Annotated in this window: 1 protein-coding gene and 1 pseudogene; one reads left to right on the top strand and one right to left on the bottom strand. The window is 38.2% G+C overall.

Annotation, left to right across the window (positions count from 1 at the left end; translation table 11 throughout):
- The first annotated feature begins 164 nt into the window (after window positions 1-164).
- The gene (locus tag Q0605_RS01745; RefSeq protein WP_298703664.1) at window positions 165-419 is read left to right on the top strand and encodes a hypothetical protein; all 255 of its coding nucleotides are present in this window, start codon (window positions 165-167) and stop codon (window positions 417-419) included.
- Between the two features lie 94 nt (window positions 420-513).
- On the opposite strand, the pseudogene Q0605_RS01740 reads toward Q0605_RS01745, so the two are convergent.
- Window positions 514-1,106, bottom strand: a pseudogene (locus tag Q0605_RS01740) (type I restriction endonuclease subunit R); the annotation flags it as partial.

The following is a 1,106-nucleotide window of genomic DNA, read 5'->3' as shown; positions in this document are numbered from 1 at the left end:
AATATCCGCATTATCGAGCGCCCACAAGCCCAGCCTCAAAGCGGCAAAGACAAGGGCAAAGCGAATGTTCAAAAGAGAAACTAAATTTTAAATTTATACGCTTATCCGCCGCGGCGCACTAAATTTGTCATTGTGCACTATGCAATTAAATTTAAAAGCATTCCATGATAGCAATCGACAATTTTACCGAACTTAAACGCGATCCTAGAATCGGCGGCATAAGCGCTGCGGACTTTGGCGCGAGTAAATTTTGCTCCCACATCGATGCCGCCTCAAAACTCGTCGCCGTTTGGAGCGATAACAACAGCGGCGAGGAGCTAAATTTTAAAATTTATACAAATCTACATCATCGTATTGACACAAATTATACTTCTTTGTTTTCAATGCAACATATTTTAACTCAACAACAATTTTTCTAATAATTTTCGTCTGTAAAAATATAATCTAAACGCATAAAACGCCTATTTGCATCGCTTATATAGTACAAAATAATACATCCAAATTAAGTCGTGCCTAAACCTCAATACCGACTTCCTTAAATTTATCCACAAAAAAGGCGATTTTTTCAAAAACATTTTGCTTCACGCTTAGATACTTTGGATTTAGAGGACTCATTTTAGGTAAAATTTCGTTTAAATCAGTTCCGCTTTCGCTAGCATATCCGCGTTTTAACGACGCGCTAATATACCTTTTTGCAGCATTTTCATTTAAATTTAACGAGCCAATCAGTTCTTTTGCTTCGTGCAACATCTCGCCTTTTGCAAATTTAAAAAATGCCTCAACAACGCCAGCTCTATCTTTTAACTCGTCCAAATCGGTATGATTTATAAAATCCACTATCAACCCCTCTTTAGAGCGGTTTTCTAAGCTAGCGCGGATGATCCTGCGGATCTCTTCGATAAGCGCAACTTTATCTTTGATCTTTTTGTTATGCTCAAATATCAATCCTAGAATGTAATCTAAATTTATCTCCTGCGACTTGAGTAGGTCAATCTCAAAGACTACGTCGTCCCAGTCTATTTTTTGTGCTTCTTTTTGCTCGCCCGCTCTTTCTTTTCTTAGCCAGTCTCTTATATCGTTATAGGTAGAGCGGTAGTCTTGGAGCG

The sequence above is a fragment of the uncultured Campylobacter sp. genome, assembly GCF_938017705.1.
Classification (GTDB): domain Bacteria; phylum Campylobacterota; class Campylobacteria; order Campylobacterales; family Campylobacteraceae; genus Campylobacter_B.
This window is presented reverse-complemented; position numbering and strand designations above follow the sequence as displayed.